At 73.4% G+C, this 16,022-nt stretch carries 12 protein-coding genes and 1 tRNA gene; 5 read left to right on the top strand and 8 right to left on the bottom strand.

All coding sequences use genetic code 11. From position 1 onward, the window contains the following. Window positions 1-7: 7 nt before the first annotated feature. From FFT21_RS07440 to mfd, 6 genes are all read right to left on the bottom strand, one after another. Complete coding sequence (locus FFT21_RS07440; RefSeq protein ID WP_137813031.1) at window positions 8-1,909, bottom strand: VMAP-C domain-containing protein; 1,902 nt, start codon at window positions 1,907-1,909, stop codon at window positions 8-10. Further along, window positions 1,906-2,397: a CU044_2847 family protein gene (locus FFT21_RS07435; RefSeq protein WP_137813030.1), complete on the bottom strand. Its 492-nt coding sequence runs from the start codon at window positions 2,395-2,397 to the stop codon at window positions 1,906-1,908. The genes FFT21_RS07440 and FFT21_RS07435 overlap by 4 nt, the downstream gene beginning before the upstream one ends. Before the next feature lie 138 nt (window positions 2,398-2,535). Then, the gene (locus tag FFT21_RS07430; RefSeq protein WP_225978179.1) at window positions 2,536-3,552 is read right to left on the bottom strand and encodes a nucleoside triphosphate pyrophosphohydrolase; all 1,017 of its coding nucleotides are present in this window, start codon (window positions 3,550-3,552) and stop codon (window positions 2,536-2,538) included. Next, window positions 3,546-3,719 carry a hypothetical protein gene (locus tag FFT21_RS28800; protein WP_153816544.1) on the bottom strand — a complete coding sequence of 58 codons (174 nt, stop codon included), beginning with the start codon at window positions 3,717-3,719 and terminating at the stop codon, window positions 3,546-3,548. The genes FFT21_RS07430 and FFT21_RS28800 overlap by 7 nt, the downstream gene beginning before the upstream one ends. Beyond that, window positions 3,716-4,690: a hypothetical protein gene (locus tag FFT21_RS07425; protein WP_225978178.1), complete on the bottom strand. Its 975-nt coding sequence runs from the start codon at window positions 4,688-4,690 to the stop codon at window positions 3,716-3,718. The genes FFT21_RS28800 and FFT21_RS07425 overlap by 4 nt, the downstream gene beginning before the upstream one ends. Before the next feature lie 67 nt (window positions 4,691-4,757). Continuing rightward, window positions 4,758-8,366 carry a transcription-repair coupling factor gene (gene mfd / locus FFT21_RS07420; protein ID WP_137813029.1) on the bottom strand — a complete coding sequence of 1,203 codons (3,609 nt, stop codon included), beginning with the start codon at window positions 8,364-8,366 and terminating at the stop codon, window positions 4,758-4,760. A gap of 241 nt (window positions 8,367-8,607) precedes the next feature. Here mfd and FFT21_RS07415 point away from each other — a divergent pair, with 241 nt between their 5' ends. After that, on the top strand, window positions 8,608-9,168 hold the full coding sequence (locus FFT21_RS07415; protein ID WP_137813028.1) for a VanZ family protein: 561 nt from the start codon (window positions 8,608-8,610) through the stop codon (window positions 9,166-9,168). Between the two features lie 13 nt (window positions 9,169-9,181). Here FFT21_RS07415 and FFT21_RS07410 read toward each other — a convergent pair whose 3' ends face one another. Together FFT21_RS07410 and FFT21_RS07405 are read right to left on the bottom strand one after the other, a co-directional pair. Further along, on the bottom strand, window positions 9,182-9,775 hold the full coding sequence (locus FFT21_RS07410) for a TetR/AcrR family transcriptional regulator (protein WP_137813193.1): 594 nt from the start codon (window positions 9,773-9,775) through the stop codon (window positions 9,182-9,184). 157 nt (window positions 9,776-9,932) lie between these two features. Continuing rightward, a complete protein-coding gene (locus tag FFT21_RS07405) occupies window positions 9,933-10,886 on the bottom strand; it encodes an acyl-CoA desaturase (RefSeq protein WP_137813027.1) in 954 nt (317 codons plus the stop codon). Between the two features lie 177 nt (window positions 10,887-11,063). Here FFT21_RS07405 and FFT21_RS07400 point away from each other — a divergent pair, with 177 nt between their 5' ends. From FFT21_RS07400 to glmU, 4 genes are all read left to right on the top strand, one after another. Next, window positions 11,064-12,263, top strand: coding sequence for an alpha/beta hydrolase family protein (locus FFT21_RS07400; protein ID WP_137813026.1), 1,200 nt, complete (start codon window positions 11,064-11,066; stop codon window positions 12,261-12,263). Window positions 12,264-12,428: 165 nt separating this feature from the next. Further along, window positions 12,429-12,499, top strand: a tRNA-Gln gene (locus FFT21_RS07395). 91 nt (window positions 12,500-12,590) lie between these two features. Next, window positions 12,591-14,411 (top strand): GGDEF domain-containing protein, encoded by a 1,821-nt coding sequence (locus FFT21_RS07390; protein WP_137813025.1) that lies wholly within the window; start codon window positions 12,591-12,593, stop codon window positions 14,409-14,411. A gap of 79 nt (window positions 14,412-14,490) precedes the next feature. Continuing rightward, entirely contained in the window at window positions 14,491-16,020 is a 1,530-nt protein-coding gene (glmU, locus tag FFT21_RS07385; RefSeq protein WP_137813024.1) for a bifunctional UDP-N-acetylglucosamine diphosphorylase/glucosamine-1-phosphate N-acetyltransferase GlmU, read from the top strand. Window positions 16,021-16,022: the final 2 nt, after the last annotated feature.

The following is a 16,022-nucleotide window of genomic DNA, read 5'->3' as shown; positions in this document are numbered from 1 at the left end:
GCTCCCTTCACGCCAGAGGAACGAGCGGTTGGCCTGCCTCCGGCCGCCTTCCAAGATCCCACAGCAGCACGACGCCGTGGCCGCAATGTTCCGGACCCGCCTGCGCGGCCGCGTTTCGCAGGTCCTTGACCGCGCGCGGCAGCCGGGTCACCGGCACGCCGGCGAGGCCGCCGCTCAACTCCTCCCGGAACCGGTCGCTCGCGCACGGCCGGGTGACCACGCCGCTGGCGGCGTGGTCCTGGCACCAGGTGCGCCGCCACACCGCGACCCGCAGGCCGGCGAACAGCCCGGCCTCCAGCGCGGCGCGGGCCAACTCCACGTCCGGCGGGCCGGGCAGCCCCAGCGCGGCGTGCTCGGTGGATTCCTCGAACCAGGCATACAGGACCTCCTGGTCCCGCTTGTCCTCGCAGTCGATCCAGTGCCACGGCACCGTGTCCTGCTCGACCAGCCATTTCCACCGTGCGGTGCCCTCGCTGAAGCTGTAGGAATCGTCGTCCTCGCCCAGCGCGCGAACCACCACCGGATGGCGCCTGCCGAGCCGCGCGAACGGTCGACCGGGCCACACCTGCCACTCGTCCACGGGCTCGTTGAGCAGGCGCTGCGGCAACACGAACTCGACCATCACGTCGGGGCCGGCGTCGAGTTGGTTCAGCGCGCCGGGCAGCAGGCTCCGCAGCCGCTGCCACGTCTCGCCGATCGGCCGGGGATCGTCGCTGCTGGCGAGGTTCTCCACGTCCCCGTCGCCACGGTGCAGCCAGACCGTGAGCAGGTACCGGTCCGGGTCGTGCGCGCTGGGCTCGACCCTGGCGATGACCGCCGCGGGCTCCTCCCCGGCGGCGCCGCGGCTGGCGGGCGTGTACCGCGCGAGTTCGGCCCGCTGGCCGAGACGGGTGGCCACCCGCTGCGCCCAGGCGCGCAACCGGTCCGCCGCATCGGGCCGCTGGCAGCGGTGGGCGGTCAGCGCGGCGAACGCCAGCAGCGGGTGCAGCGCGCCGCGCGGGGCGGCGGCGACGTCGTCCAGGGCGCGGACCACGTCCCGGCGGTCCCGCAGTGACAGTTCCGGACGTGGCGCGGCCGGTCCGCAGGCCAGCCGGTACACCTCGTACAGGTCGTCGGCCGGCGGCAGGTCGGCCAGCAGGCCCCGGAGTTCGCTGATCTCGCTGGGCAGCAGCACCGGATGGGAGCCGTTGGGGCTCACGATGGCCAGCGGGTCGACGCTGCGCGGGCGGCGCTCGGGAAGGCGGTCGAGCAGTCCCGGCCACGGGCCGTCCGAGGCGTGGTAGCGGTCGTGCCCGCGCCACAACTCGCGGAACAGGTCGGCCGGCAGCGCGCGCAGCGCCTCGATCGGCAGCGCGACCCCGCCGTGCGGCTCGTTTCGCGCTCGCGCGGTCTTCACCACCGCGCACACCTCGCCCGTGGTGAGATCGAGAACCGGCCCGCCGGACATCCCGTCGGGCAACTCGTCGCCGCTGAGCCGCAGCAGGGTCGCGGTGCCGAGGTCCACCGGGCCGGCCGAGGTGAGCTGCGCCGTGCGCCGTTCCTCCTGCGGCCCGTACAGCCGCGCGTGGCCGGCGGCGAGCAGTTCCGCCTCGTAGTCGGGCAGACGCTCGGCCAACCACACGCACGGGCCGCCGACCGGAACGCGGACCACGGCCAGGTCGGGATAGGGCCAGACCGGGCCCGCGGTGCCCGCCTCCCCGCGCGGCTCGGCCCACACCACCCGGCCGCGGTGGTCCCTGCCGTCCCAGGTGACCGTCACCGGCCGGTCGACCGCGCCGTCGACCACGTGCGCACAGGTCAGCACGTACCCGGGGGCGACGAAGAAACCACTGCCGCCGCGCAGCTCCCCGCCGGACAGGCGCACGACGCAACGCTGGAGGTGCTCCGTCAGGTCGGTGACGGGGCTCATCGCTCGGCCGCTCCCGCCGCGTGCGGCGAACCTCCGTCCGGCGCTGAGGAATCCGCTTCCGGCTCCGCGGAATTTCCGGCCGACTCCGGGGAATTCCCGTCATGCTCCGAGGAATTTCCGTCCGGCTCCTCCTCGCCCGAGAACGCGGCGACCGTTTCGGCGCGGTCGTCCCGCCCGCCGCCGCCCTTCCACTTCAGTGTGACGGTGAGCGTGGCCTTGGCCCCCGCCTGGGCGAGCACGCTCACCACCTTGCCGGTTTTCCCGGACACCTCGATCCCGAACTGCACCGTGACGTCGTCGGGCTGGAAATGGCGTAACCCGTCGCGGATGGATTCCGCCACGCCGCGCACGGTCTCGACCAACCCGTCGAGGTGGTAGACCTTGCTCCGGTCGGCGAAGCCGACATCGGCCGGCCCGTCATCCTCGACCGCCACGCGCGCCCAGACCACGTCACCGCTGGGCAGTCTCACCTGCACGACGTCGGACACCCGACTCCCCCCTCGACAGCCCTCGGTGCCGATACGGTAGCGAACCGTACGCGGCGGAGGCGAGACTCGTGCTGTTCTTGGAACATCCGCCCGCTGCGGTCCCGGCGCCGGCCGAACCGCCCCGAACCCGCGGCGCGATCAGCGGGCCGGCCAGAACCGGCGCCAGTCGCCGGCGGACATTCCGGCCGGGTCGACACCGGCGGCCCGGGCGGCGCGCTCCGCCGCCCGCACGTCCTCGGCGAACCGGCGGGCCACCGCGCGCAACTCGCCCTCCGGGTCGGCGCCCGCGAGCCTGGCCAGCGCGGCCACCGCGAACAGCATCTCGCCGGGTGCCGCGCCGGGCGCGACACCGCCCGCGTCGTCGGTGCCGGGCAGCAGGTCGGCGGGCAGCCCGGCGCGGCCGGTGCGCTGCGCCAGTTTGGCGGCGAGGGCGAGCGCGGGCTGCCCCAGCGCCACACCGTCCACACTGGACTCGCGGCGCTTCTCCGCCTGCTTCAGCTCCTCCCACCGGCCGTGCGACCACGGAGTCTCCGCACCGGCGGTGACCTCGTCCGGGGCGAACACGTGCGGGTGCCGGCCGACCAGCTTGGTCACCAGTTCCCGGGCCACGTCGTCCACGGAGAACGGGTCGGCCTCGTCCTCCTCGGCCATCCTGGCGTGGAACAGCACCTGCAGCAGCACGTCGCCGAGTTCCTCGCGCAGCGCCGCGCGGTCGCCGTCCTCGATCGCCTCGAGCAGCTCGTAGGTCTCCTCCACCAGGTACTGCCGTAGCGAGTCGTGGGTCTGCTGGGCGTCCCATGGGCACCCGCCGGGCGAGCGCAGCCGGTCCATCACCGCGACCGCCTCCAGCAGACCGGCGCCGGCCGGCTCGGGTGTGCCGAGCACCGCCGCTCCGGCACCGTGCAGCGCGGCGGCGGCCGGCTCGTCCAGTTCACCGGCCACCACGGCGACCGGGCACTCGGCCGCGAGCCGCAGCAACTCGTCGCGGTCCGGTGCGGGGTCCGCGCCGAGCGCGGAGCGCACCGGCTCGGGCAGGTCGGCACCGGCGAACACGCTGGCCGCGCTGCGCAACGCGGGCACCGCCGCGGCCGGCAGCACCGCACCCAGACGCGGGCGCAGCAGCACCACCACGCAGCCGTCGCTGAGTGTCACCACCACGCCTCCGCAGTATCGTCGGCCGCCTCGGCGGGAAGGCGTGCCTCGGCGGTGTCGCCGGCCGCCTCGGCGGGAAGGCGTGCCTCGGCGGTGTCGCCGGCCGCCTCGGCGGGAAGGCGTGCCTCGGCGGTGTCGCCGGCCGCCTCGGCGGGAGGGCGTGCGGTCACGTGGCGGGTCCGGCAGGGCCGATCTCGAAGCCCTCCGCCTCGCCCGCGCTGGGCGCGACCTCCATGCCGACCGGGTCCCACAGGCCGTACCTCGGGTTGATCCGGATGCCCAGCTCGTCGCCGAGCGGGGCGAGCATCCGCAGCCCCACCTGGGCGAGCTGCTTCGGGTCCTGCTGCTCCTGCGGGCTCACCGACCCGTCGTTCGCCGGGGTGGCGGGGTCGACGTGCCGGTCGCGCACCAGCGCGACGATCCATTGCGAGGTGTCGCCCTGCGGCGAGTACGCGACCACCGTGCCCGGCCGGACGCCGAACAGCGGCAGCGCGTAGGACGGGGCGGCGGCCGCGGTGAGCTTCTGGTTGGTCGCCGCCGGCACCCCGGCGGCCTGGTCGGCCTGCAGCACCCGGGCAGCCTGATCGGGCTGCGCGGCGAGCTGCCTGGCCTTGTCCACCGCCGCCTGCCGGCTGCCGACCTGGGTGATGTCGAACGTGACGGTGAGCCGGTTCAGGTACTTCCTGCCGAGCTGCATCATGATCAGCTGGTCGCGGGCCCGGTCGCGGAAGGTGGTGGCGTCGTAGATGGTGCCCCTGGACGCCTGCTCGGCCCCGCCCGCCTGGTCGACCAGCTGGGAGACCTGGTTCTCGTCCACGGTGATACCCTCGCGCGCCGCGCCCTGCCGGGCCAGCTCGTGCCACACCGCCATCTGCACGACCTGCCGGGACACCTGGTCCAGCTTGTGCTGCTGCTGCAGTTGCTGTGCGGCGGGCTCCTTGGCCAGCACCGCGTCCACCCGCTGCTGCACGATGTCCAGGGAGACCGCGGTGTTGCCCACGATGACCGCTGAGGTGGCCTGGGACGGGCCGGACCCGCACCCGGCGAGCAGCGCGCCCACCGCCGCGGCTACCGCGGTGACCAGGAACCGTCCCGAGCGAATGGTGGCCGGGCGAACCATCCGATGCGGCTTCGTCGTCACGGCGCATCACCCTCTCACAGCCGCGAGCCGTGACGAAGCCCACCACGCGATCCAGCTCACCGTGCGCCTACCGGCCGGCGGTCGCCGCGGCGGCGGGGCTGGCGGCCAGCGACTCGAGGAACTTGCCGCACCACTCCAGCAGTGGCAGGTCCCGCAGCGGCGGCGCGCCGATCCGGCCGCCCGCGGCACCCTCGGTGGGCCGAGGCACCGACACGATCTTGGCCGCCGCCTTGTAGACGGCGCGCGGGTGCAGCCGCTTCAACCGGACCAGTTGCGAGTCGCGCAGGTCCAGCGGGGCGAACCGGATCGAGCTGCCCTGCACGGCCACCTCGGTCACCCCGTGCTCGCGGCAGGTCTGCCGGAACGCGGCCACCGCGAGCAGGTGCTCCACCGGCGCCGGCGGCGGGCCGTACCGGTCGACCAACTCGTCGCGCACCGAGGCGAGCCCGGCGGCGTCCGGGGCCGCGGCGATCTTCCGGTACGCCTCCAGCCGCAGCCGCTCCCCGGGCACGTAGTCGTGCGGGATGTGCGCGTCCACCGGCAGGTCCACCCGGACCTCGGCCAGCTCCTCCTCGGCCTCCTCGCCGGGCGCGCCGGCGTGCTTGCGGAACGCCTCCACCGCCTCGCCGACCAGCCGCACGTACAGGTCGAAGCCGACACCCGCGATGTGCCCGGACTGCTCGGCGCCGAGGATGTTGCCCGCGCCGCGGATCTCCAGGTCCTTCATGGCTACCGCCATGCCCGCGCCCAGCTCGGTGTTCTGCGCGATGGTGGCCAGCCGGTCGTGCGCGTTCTCCGTCAGCGGCGCCTCCGGCGGGTACAGGAAGTACGCGTAGCCGCGCTCCCGGCCCCGGCCGACCCGGCCGCGCAACTGGTGCAGCTGGGCCAGGCCGAGCAGGTCGCCGCGCTCCACGATCAGCGTGTTCGCGTTGGAGATGTCCAGGCCGGTCTCCACGATCGTGGTGCAGACCAGCACGTCGAACTCGCGCTCCCAGAACGACTGGATGATCTTCTCCAGCCTGTCCTCGTTCATCTGGCCGTGCGCGGTGACGATGCGCGCCTCCGGCACCAGCTCGCGCAGCCGGCGCGCTGCCCGCTCGATGGTGGAGACCCGGTTGTGCACGAAGAACACCTGACCGTCGCGCAGCAGCTCGCGCCGGATCGCGGCGGCCACCTGCTTCTCGTCGTAGGCGCCGACGTAGGTGAGGATCGGGTGCCGCTCCTCGGGCGGGGTGAGGATGGTGGACATCTCCCGGATGCCGGCCAGGCTCATCTCGAGCGTCCGCGGGATCGGCGTCGCGGACATGGTGAGCACATCCACGTGCGTACGCAGCGCCTTGATGTGCTCCTTGTGCTCGACGCCGAAGCGCTGCTCCTCGTCCACGATGACCAGCCCGAGGTTCTTGTAGCGGATGCCGGTCTGCAGCAGCCGGTGGGTGCCGATGACGATGTCCACCTCGCCGTCGGCCAGGCCCTTGACGGTTTCCTCGGCCTCGTTCGGGTCCGTGAACCGGGAGAATCCCTTCACGGTCACCGGGAACGGCCGCATGCGCTCGCCGAAGGTGTTCAGGTGCTGCTGGGCGAGCAGCGTGGTGGGCACCAGCACCACCACCTGCTTGCCGTCCTGAACCGCCTTGAACGCGGCGCGCACCGCGATCTCCGTCTTGCCGTAGCCGACGTCGCCGCAGATCACCCGGTCCATCGGCACGGCCTTCTCCATGTCCGCCTTGACCTCGTTGATCGCGGCGAGCTGGTCCGGGGTCTCCACGAACGGGAAGGCGTCCTCCAGTTCCGCCTGCCACGGGGTGTCCACGCCGAACGCGTGACCGGGCGCGGCCTGCCGGGCGGCGTAGAGCTGCACCAGCTCCGCGGCGATCTGCTTGACCGCCTTGCGCGCCTTGGCCTTGGTGTTCTGCCAGTCGGACCCGCCCAGCTTGTTCAGCGAGGGCAGCTCGCCACCCACGTAGCGGGACACCTCGTCGAGCTGGTCGGTGGGCACGAACAGCCGGTCACCGGGCTGGCCGCGCTTGCTCGGCGCGTACTCCAGCACCAGGTACTCGCGGGTGGCGCCGGCCACGGTGCGCCGCACCATCTCCACGTACCGGCCGATGCCGTGCTTGTCATGCACCACGAAGTCGCCGGGCTTGAGCGCCAGCGGGTCGACGGCGTTGCGCCGCCGGGACGGCATGCGCCGCATGTCCCTTGTGGACGTTCCGCCGCGGCCGCCGGTGAGATCGGTCTCGGTGAGCACCACCAGGCCGACCTCGGGTGCGGCGAAGCCGTCCTCCATGGTGCCGCGGACCACGGTGACCGTGGCCTGCTTCGGCGGGTCGGCCAGGCCGTTCTCGGCGAACAGCGCGGCCACCTCGGCCTCGCGCAGTTGCTCCACGGCTCGCTGCGCGGTCCCGGCGCCGGGCACCACGAGCACCGCGGCGCCGCCGGTCGCGGTGTGCGCGCGCAGGTCAGCGAACGCCCGCTGCACGTCCCCCCGGTACGCCTCCACCGGCCGCAGGTCGAGGCGGAGCGCACCGCCCGCCGCCTGCTCCGTGGTGAACTGGCTGAGCGTCCACCACGGGCGGCCGGCGTCCCGGGTGTGCGTGGCCACGTCGGCGAGGCTGCGGTAGGCGGACGCGCCGAGGTCCACCGGCGCCCGCCCACCGTCCGCGGCGGCCATCCAGGAGGCCTCCAGGAACTCCTGCCCGGTGCGCACCAGGTCGTGCGCCCTGGTACGGATCTTCTCCGGGTCGGCGAGCAGCACGTGCGTGCCCTCGGGCATCACGTCCGGGAGCAGTTGCAGCTCGCCGTCGCACAGTGCCGGAATCAGCGCCTCCATGCCCTCGCACGGCACCCCGCCGGCCAGCTTGTCCAGCATCTCGGCCAGGTGCTCGTCGGCCCGGTGCTGCTCGGCCAGTGCGGCGGCCCGCGCCTTGACCGCGTCGGTGAGCAGCAGCTCCCGGCACGGCGGCGCGCTGAACGCGGTGACCTCGCCGGGTAGGGACCGCTGGTCGGCCACGGAGAACGCGCGGATCTCGCTGACCTCGTCGCCCCAGAACTCCACCCGCAGCGGGTGTTCGGCGGTGGGCGGGAACACGTCCAGGATGCCGCCGCGCACCGCGAACTCGCCGCGCTTCTCCACCATGTCCACCCGGGCGTAGGCCAGTTCGACCAGCCGTTCCACCAGGTGGTCGAAGTCGTGCTCGGCGCCGGCCGAAAGGTGCACCGGGACCAGCTCGCCCAGCCCGGGCGCCATCGGCTGGATCAGGCTGCGCACCGTGGCCACCACCACGCGCAGTGGCCCCGCCGGGTCCTCCTCCGGGTGGGCCAGCCGGCGCAGCACGGCCAGCCGCCGGCCGACGGTGTCCGCCCGCGGGGACAGCCGCTCGTGCGGCAGCGTCTCCCAGGACGGGAAGGTGGCCACCACGTCCGGCCCGAGCAGGTCGCCGAGTGCGGCGCCGAGGTCGTCGGCCTCCCGGCCGGTGGCGGTGATGGCCAGCACCGGGCGGTCCGCGCCGCCGGCGTCCTCGGCCGCGGCCAGGGAGGCGACCACCAGCGGCCGCGCCGCGACCGGGCCCTCCACCTCCAGCAGCGGAGAGCCGGCGGAGGAGACCACCTCGCGCAGCGCCTTGTCGGTCAGTACGGTGGGCAGCAGGCCACGGAGCGGTCCGGGCTGATTCACTTCGCAGGTCCCCCTGTAGTTCAGGTCCAGCGCACGGGGCGAACGCGAACAACCCCTGACCCGGAGTCGGGCCGCCGAGACACGGCCGCCGGGAGGGGCACGCTCTCCAGACTACGTCCCGCCGGAAACGAGATCGGGCGAACCTCACCCTCCCCCACGTGCCTGAATCGCGCTATGGTGCCCCGTGTCCCTTTTGCCGGACTCAGTGGTGACCTCGCTCGGCGCGCACGGTGCCGGTCCCGTGAGCCTGGGTGCGGTGGTTCGGGACACCGGGCTGTTTCCGGCTCTCCTGGTGTACCCACTTGTCGGCGCGCTGCTCGCGGTTCCGGTGGAGGCCTCCGGCGAGCGGCTCCGCGGCTGGCCGATGGCGCTGCGGGTGGCCCGCACCGGCGTACTCGGCTACCTCACCGCCGGGATGATCCTGCTGGCCGCGCTGCCCGGCCCGGGATGGCGCGGCGACGGCATCCGGGCCCGGGTCGTGGAACTGGTGCCGCTGCGGGCACTGGTCGGGTTCGACCCGGCCGAGGGCATGGTGTGGAGCAGCCCGTGGTGGCACGTGGCCACCGGTGCGCTGTTCGTTCCCTTCGCGCTGCTGCTCGTGCTGCGCCCGGGCGGCCCGCTGCGCATGCGCTGGGTGTTAGCGATCAGCGCGGCCTTCGCGGTGCTGCTGGAATGCCTGCAGTACGTGCTCGGCGTGAACCGGCTGAGCAGCGTGGACGACGTGCTGCTCGCCCTGGTCGGCGCCACCGTCGGCGCCCTGCTCGGCCACGGCCTGCGTGCCCTCGCCGACCACCGGCGCTGACGCCGGGCCCTGCTCAGCGGGTACGCAGCCGGGGCTTGGGTTCCATGTGGGACAGCCCGTTCCACGCCAGGTTGACCAGGTGCGCGACCACCTCGTCCTTCTTGGGCTTGCGCACCTCCAGCCACCACTGACCGGTCAGCGCGACCATGCCCACCAGCGCCTGGCTGTAGAGCGCGGCCAGCTTGGGTTCGTAGCCGCGCGCGTCGAAGTGCACGCCGAGGATGTGCTCCACCTGGCTGGCGATGTCGTTGAGCAGGCTGGAGAACGTGCCGGTGGTGCTGGCCACCGGGGAGTCGCGGACCAGGATGCGGAAACCGTCCGTGCCGTCCTCGATGTAGTCCAGCAGCGCGCAGGCGGCCTGCTCGAGCAGTTCCCTGGGGTGGCCGCCGGAGAGCGCGGACACGATCCGGTCCAGCAGGTCACGCATCTCCCGGTCGACCACGACCGCGTAGATGCCCTCCTTGCCGCCGAAGTGCTCGTAGACGACCGGCTTGCTCACCCCGGCGCGGTTCGCGATCTCCTCGATCGAGGTGGCGTCGAAGCCCTTCTCCGCGAACAGTGCCCTGGCCACGTCCAGCAACTGCTGGCGGCGCTCCTTGCCGGTCATCCGTACCCGCACCACCGGAACCCGCTCGGCGGTGGCCGCCGCCTTCTCCCGTGCCCGCCGTCTCGCCGCCACTTCGGTCACCCTAGGTGGGCACGGCGGGAAAACAGCGAGGACCCCTCACCGTGACGAGGGGTCCTCGGCGCCGAGGTCTGCTGCGTCACGGACGCGCCGTGATCCGGGCCAGCCGGTCCGGGTTGGGCCAGCGCACCTTGTACGCCCAGCCGAACTTCTCGAACAGCCAGATGAGCCGGGCCGAGATGTCGAGCTGGCCACGCCGCACGCCATGCCGCGCGCAGGTGGGGTCGGCGTGGTGCAGGTTGTGCCAGGACTCGCCGAAGGAGAGCACCGCCATCGGCCAGAAGTTCGCGGACTTGTCCCTGGCGTTGAACGGCCGCTCGCCGATCATGTGGCAGATCGAGTTCACCGACCACGTGACGTGGTGCAGGAAGGCGACCCGCACCAAGCCCGCCCAGAAGAACGCGGACAGCGCGCCCGCCCACGACCAGGTGATCAGGCCGCCGAGCAGCCCGGGCAGCAGCAGGCTCACCGCGGTCAGCGGGCCGAACAGCAGTTGGACCGCGCGGATGTCCTGGTCGGCGGCGAGGTCCGGTGCGAACCGCTCGACGTTGGTCTTGTCCCGCTCGAACAGCCACCCCATGTGCGCGTGCCAGAAACCGCGCGCCAGTGCCAGCGGCGAGGTCCCGAACAGCCACGGCGAGTGCGGGTCGCCCTCCTTGTCGGAGAACGCGTGGTGCCTGCGGTGGTCGGCGACCCAGGTGATGACCGGGCCCTGCAACGCCAGGCTGCCGGCCACCGCCAGCGCAACCCGCAGGCCCCGCTTCGCCTTGAACGAGCTGTGCGTGAAGTAGCGGTGGTAGCCCACCGTCACGCCGAGCCCGCTCAGGCAGTAGAACGCCGCGGCGAGTGCCACGTCCGTCCAGCCGAGACCCCAACCCCAGGCGGCCGGGACGGCGAGCACCAGGGCGATCATCGGCACGACGACGAAGACGTAGACGGAGACGTGCGCGGCGATGCCACGGCGGCCCTCGGTCAGTGGTTTGGGCCCCGATGTCGGGGACTGGGCGGGGGACCGGTCGAGCGTTGCGGTCATGGGCACCTCGAGGGGTTGGCGGGATCCTCTGTCTGTCCTGGCTACGGAACCGTAACTTACGCCAGCGTAGGTAGGGCGCGCGGTGATCGCCACATCCGCCCGGGTGTTCTCCGGTGAACACAGGAGTCCGGTAGGAACACACAGCCACCTGACACGCGTGGCGGGCATGATTCGGCGATGCGCACCGACCGGCGCCGGCACCCGGTCTGCGCCGTGCTCATCGCGGTGCTGACCGTGCTGGTCGTCGCCGTGGCGGGGGTCGCGGGGGTCGGTTGGTACTACAGCGACCAGTTACTGGATCCCGCCAAGGCGCGACCGGGGTTCCCGGACACCGCGCTCGGCGGCGCCGAGGACGGCGGCACCCCGGTGGTGCTCCTCGCCAGGTCGGCGAACGCGCTCCGGCCCGGCACCTGGGGCCTGATCTGGCGGGACGGCGCGGCCCGGGTCGGCGCGGTGGTCCGCGACTCCGGCGACCGGGTGGCGCGCCGGCTGCTGGACGGCGGCGCCCCGCCGGCTGGCACCCGCGTGCGGCTCGATCCCGGGGTGTGGGGCGGTGACCCGAGGACGGCCGTCGGCCTGGACTTCCAGGACGTGATGGTGCCCACGGAACTGGGTCCGGCGCCGGCCTGGTACGTGCCGGCGCCCTCGATCCCGGCCGCACCCACCGGCCAGGCGGCACCCACCGGCCAGCCCGGCGCGACGTGGGCCGTCACCGTGCACGGCCGGGGCGGCAGCCGGCTGGAGGGGTTACGCGTGCTGCCCACCCTGCACCGGCTCGGCCTGCCGGTGCTGGACGTCACGTACCGCAACGACGACGGGGCGCCCCGCTCCCCCGACGGCCTGCTACATCTGGGCGACAGCGAGTGGCGCGACGTGGCCTCGGCGGTTCGGTACGCGCTCGACCACGGCGCCCGCCGGGTGGTGCTGTGCGGCTGGTCGATGGGCGGCGCGGTGGTCGAGCAGGTGCTCGCCCGCTCGGAACTGGCGGGCTCGGTGACCGCCGTGGTGCTGGACGCGCCCGTGTCGAGCTGGTCGAAGACGCTGGCGTTGCAGGCGCGCAACCGGCGGCTGCCCGGCGCGCTCACCCCGGTCGCGATGGCCGTGTCGGGCTGGCGCGGCGGCATCGACTTCGGCCGCATGGAACTGGTCGAGCACCCGCCCGCGGTGCGCCCGCCCACCCTGCTCATCCACGGTGACGCGGACACCACGGTGCCGGTCACCGAGTCCCGGGACCTGGTTGCGGCGGCCGGGCGGCTGCACTGGCCGATCCGCTACCTGGAGGTGCCCGGCGCCGAGCACACCGCGGCCTGGAACGTGGACGCGGCGAAGTACGAAGCGGTACTGACGGATTTCCTCGGCGGCCTGATCAAACGGTGACGCAACGCTTGTGACCGTTGACCGTACGGCCACTCCCATCACGGGTAACACCCATCGTGTTCGGCCAACTACGATGGGGTGGCGGCCAGACGAGTGGCACCACTGACCCTTTTCGGGGTGCACGTGTCACCATGTCATCTCGCGGGCGGCAACGGCCCGTGACGGTCCGCCGTGGTGTAAAGGCAGCACCTCGGATTTTGGTTCCGATGGTCCAGGTTCGAATCCTGGCGGCGGAGCGGACCAGCGTCGCCCGGCTCGTCGGGTTGGCGGACCGGGACGAAGACCCTCTGGCGGCCGCCACCGCCGGAGAAGAGCGGGCATCCGCGGATGGGGGTGTACGTGCTGCGCGACGAGGCACTCGACCAGCCGGGCGGGTCGGAGCCCGCGAGCAGCCGGATCACCGAGGCGTGGCTGGTCGGCCGGGCCCGGGAACTCATCGCCGTGGCGCAGCGCAGCCCGCTGGAGCACCAGGTCGACTGCGCGAAGGAGATCGACGAGCTGCTGGACGTGGCGCAGCGGCGCGGCCCCGGGGAGCCGAGGGTGGTGGCCCAACTGCTCCGGGCCAGCGCGCTGATCCGGCTGTCCACTCCGGGGCTGGTGGAGCTGTCCGATCCGCGGCTGGACGAGATGCTCGCCTACACCCGCCGGCACGGGCTACACGTGCTGGAGGCCGGGGCGCACGCGCTGCGGGCCCGCCGGGCGCTGCTGGCCGGCGCGGACGACGCCGCGCTCACCGAGGCGGCCAAGGCGCTCGCCATGATCGACGAGAAGCTGAGCCCGGACCTGACCTTCAACCAGCGCACCTGGGAGCGGCTGCTCGCGTCGGTGCTGGTGGACATCGGCCTGGTGCTCACCCAACTCGGCGTGTACGAGCTGGCCGACCAGGTGATCGCGCGGGCGCACCAGGCGGTCCGGGAGAACGGCGGGCCGCACGAGATCTGCGTACACCTGATCAACCGGGTCCGGCTGCTGCTCGGCTGGGGCCTGCGGCTGGAACGCGTGGGCAAGCTGGCCGACGCGCGCGAGCGGTTCGCCACCGCCTCGGCCATCGCCACCTCCGTGGAGGGCCCGTTCCGCGAGTCGCTGTTCCCCCGCCAGGGGGACCTGCCGGCATCGCACCAGGTGCCGGTGGTCGGCGCCGCGCACGCGCTGGCCTGCCCCGGTGGTGGGCACATCGACCGGCTGACCAAGCTGCTGGACCACTCGATGTACGCCCGCGACCTGATCGTCGTGTCCATCGCGCTGGCCCGCTGCCTGGAGCAGGCCGACCGCCCGGAGGACGCGATCGACGTGCTGGCCCGGGCGCGCAACCAGGTCGAGCACGAGACCTCCGAGCAGACGCTGCGGCTGTGCCTGGTGCGGGAGTTCGCGCGGCTGTCCGGGGAGGGTGGCGGCGAGCGGACCACGAACGCGCTGGAGCACTACGCCACCGAACTGGAGACCGAGCTGTGGACGCTGCGCGAGTCGCGGGTGGCCACGCTCAACGCCCGGCGGGAGCACGAGCGGCTCGCCCGCATGCACGGCGCGATCACCCAGCAGGCGTTGCAGGACCCGCTCACCGGCCTGCCGAACCGCCGCGCGCTGGACGACCACCTGGACGCGATGATCGCCGCGCCGGACTCGCACCCGGTCTCGGTGGCCCTCGTGGACCTGGACGGCTTCAAGGGCGTCAACGACCGGTACTCGCACGCCGAGGGCGACGACGTGCTCCGCGTGGTGGTCGGCACCCTCCGGCACACGGTGCGCGGGGACGACGTGGTGGCCCGCTACGGCGGCGACGAATTCGTGGTGCTGCTGCCCGGCGCGCCGCTGCCCGCGGCCGAGGCCGCGCTCGGCCGGGCGGTGGAGGCGGTGGCCAAGCTGCCGCCGGACCTCTCCCGCGGGGTCACGCTGTCCATCGGGGTGGTGTCGCTACGGCCGCACGAGACGGCCGCGGAGGCGCTCTCCCGTGCGGACGCCGCGATGTACCTGGCCAAGAACCGCGGCGGCAACCAGGTCGCCTCGGTGACCGGCGATCTGGACCAGATCACCGAGAAGCTGGACGAGCAGGACGAACCCCGCCCGGACGGCGCCCGTGACGGCCGACTCACCCGGCCGTACGCGGAACCGGAGAACGGCCACGCCTGGGTGCTCCGCGACGCACCGTAGGATCGTGCCCGCGGCGGGAGGCAACCGGGCGCGATCGCCCGTCCCGTCGAATCCGCACGGCCGAGCAAGTGGGATCCGAATGACCGTCAACTCAGCTTCCACCGGCAAGCCAGCCCGGCCGGGTCCGATCAGCGCCGTCGTCCTCGCCGCCGGTGAGGGCACCCGCATGCGTTCGGCCACGCCGAAGGTGCTGCACCGGATCGGCGGCCGCACCCTGGTGGAGCACGCGGTCCGGGCGGTGGCCGGGGTGGACCCGGACCATCTCGTGGTGGTGGTCGGGCACGGCCGGCAGGCGGTCGCCACCCACCTCGACGAGGTGGGTGGCGAGCTGGGCCGGAAGGTGCTCGCCGCGGTCCAGGAGGAGCAGCGCGGCACCGGGCACGCGGTGGCCTGCGCGCTCGCCGAGTTGCCCGAGGCGACCGGCACCGTGCTGGTGAGCTACGGCGACGTGCCGCTGCTGGACGCCGCCACGCTGGACGCGCTGCTGGCCGAGCACGCCTCCGCCGGCAACGCGGTGACCGTGCTGACCGCCGTGGTCGACGACCCCACCGGTTACGGCCGCATCCTGCGCGACCCGCGCGGAGCGGTCACCGGCATCGTGGAGCACCGCGACGCGGACGAGGACCAGCTCGCCATCACCGAGATCAACTCCGGCATCTACGCGTTCGACGAGGCCGTGCTGCGCGCCGCGATCGGCCGGCTGTCCGCGGGCAACGCGCAGGGCGAGCTGTACCTCACCGACGTGCTGGCCATCGCCCGCCGCGAGGGCCACCGGGTGGGCGCGCTGGCGTGCGCCGACCCGTGGCTGGTGGCGGGCGTCAACGACCGGGTGCAGCTCGCCCGGCTGGGCGCCGAGCTGAACCGCCGGCTGCTGGAGCGCTGGATGCGGGCCGGGGTCACCGTGATCGACCCGCCGACCACCTGGGTGGACGTGGACGTGGAGCTGGCCAGGGACGTCGTGATCGAGCCCGGCGTGCAGCTCAGGGACCGCACGGTGGTCGAGGAGGGCGCGGTCGTCGGTCCGGACACCACGCTGGCCCGGTGCCGGATCGGCGCGGGCGCGAGTGTGGTACGCACGCACGGCACGGACGCGGAGATCGGTCCGGAGGCCAGCGTGGGTCCGTTCGCCTACCTGCGGCCCGGCACCCGGCTCGGCACCAAGGGCAAGATCGGCACCTTCGTGGAGGTGAAGAACTCCGACATCGGCGAGGGCAGTAAGGTGCCGCACCTCTCCTATGTGGGAGATGCGAGCATCGGCGAGCACACCAACATCGGGGCCGCCACCGTCTTCGTCAACTACGACGGCGTACGGAAGCACCGCACCACGATCGGTTCGCACTGCCGTACCGGATCGGACAACATGTTCGTTGCGCCGGTCAGCGTCGGTGACGGTGCCTACACCGGCGCGGGAACCGTGGTGCGGCGGAACGTCCCGCCCGGCGCGCTCGCCGTCTCCGGGGGGCCGCAGCGCAACATCGAAGGTTGGGTGGTGCGGCGCAGAGGGGGAACCGAGGCCGCCGCGGCGGCCGAACGCGCGCTTGCCGCGCACCGGAGGAAGCACGACGGCGAGGTCGACGACGAGGTCGGCCGCGAAGAGAAGGGGCAGTGATC

It is taken from the genome of Gandjariella thermophila (genome assembly GCF_005405885.1).
Taxonomy (GTDB): domain Bacteria; phylum Actinomycetota; class Actinomycetes; order Mycobacteriales; family Pseudonocardiaceae; genus Gandjariella; species Gandjariella thermophila.
The sequence above is the reverse complement of the archived record's forward strand: the minus strand, read 5'-3'. Positions and strand labels throughout refer to the sequence as shown.

Excerpts from the sequence above, each read along its gene's own strand:
- glmU (WP_137813024.1), top strand. The coding sequence starts at position 14,491 with ATGACCGTCAACTCAGCTTCCACCGGCAAGCCAGCCCGGCCGGGTCCG.
- FFT21_RS07410 (WP_137813193.1), bottom strand. The coding sequence starts at position 9,775 with ATGACCGGCAAGGAGCGCCGCCAGCAGTTGCTGGACGTGGCCAGGGCA.
- FFT21_RS07440 (WP_137813031.1), bottom strand. The coding sequence starts at position 1,909 with ATGAGCCCCGTCACCGACCTGACGGAGCACCTCCAGCGTTGCGTCGTG.
- FFT21_RS07390 (WP_137813025.1), top strand. The coding sequence starts at position 12,591 with ATGGGGGTGTACGTGCTGCGCGACGAGGCACTCGACCAGCCGGGCGGG.
- FFT21_RS07400 (WP_137813026.1), top strand. The coding sequence starts at position 11,064 with ATGCGCACCGACCGGCGCCGGCACCCGGTCTGCGCCGTGCTCATCGCG.
- FFT21_RS07405 (WP_137813027.1), bottom strand. The coding sequence starts at position 10,886 with ATGACCGCAACGCTCGACCGGTCCCCCGCCCAGTCCCCGACATCGGGG.